This window comes from Bradyrhizobium sp. PRIMUS42 (genome assembly GCF_023006515.1).
Taxonomy (GTDB): Bacteria; Pseudomonadota; Alphaproteobacteria; order Rhizobiales; family Xanthobacteraceae; genus Bradyrhizobium.
The window spans coordinates 1-557 of the sequence record NZ_JALBGZ010001495.1 but is presented as its reverse complement, the minus strand read 5'-3'; the positions used below and the strand labels follow the sequence as shown (position 1 = coordinate 557).

The window sequence follows — 557 nt, the reverse complement described above, 5'->3', positions numbered from 1 at the left end:
CGCCGAGCACGTCCGGGTGCAGGACGATCAGCGCCTGCGCGGCGAATAGCACCGGGCCCCACCTCCAGGTGCCCGCTGTTTTCGTGCACAACCCCTGCGTGGCTTAACTATCCCGACTTGTGACCTATTGCCCTCGCGCTCCGGTTGCGCTTCAGTGGCGTGGGGAACAAGGGGCATTTCATGCGTTCATTGGGAATTGTGGCGCTCAGCGTCATGCTGGGCGGCTGCGCGTCTGTCACGCGCGGCACGACCGAGAATATCAGCATCTCATCGACACCCTCTGGTGTGGAGGCCGTGGTCAGCGGGCTTGAGGTGCCGACAACCTGCACAACACCTTGCGCCATCGTCGCCAAGCGTAGCGCCGACATCACGATCACCTTCGAAAAGGAAGGCTATCAACCCCAGACGGTGCAACTCACCAAGGAAGTGTCGGGCACGGGCGCCGCCGGCTTCGCCGGCAATCTCCTCGCCGGCGGCGTCATCGGCATGGGCGTCGATGCCGCGACCGGGGCGGCCACCGATCACAAGCCCAATCCGGTCATCGTGACGATGCAGCC

General features: G+C 64.5%; 1 protein-coding gene. It reads left to right on the top strand.

All coding sequences use genetic code 11. The features are described from left to right. Positions 1 to 180 precede the first annotated feature (180 nt). On the top strand, positions 181 to 557 hold a 377-nt coding region (locus MOV75_RS41275), incomplete at its 3' end, for a PEGA domain-containing protein (protein WP_247008638.1).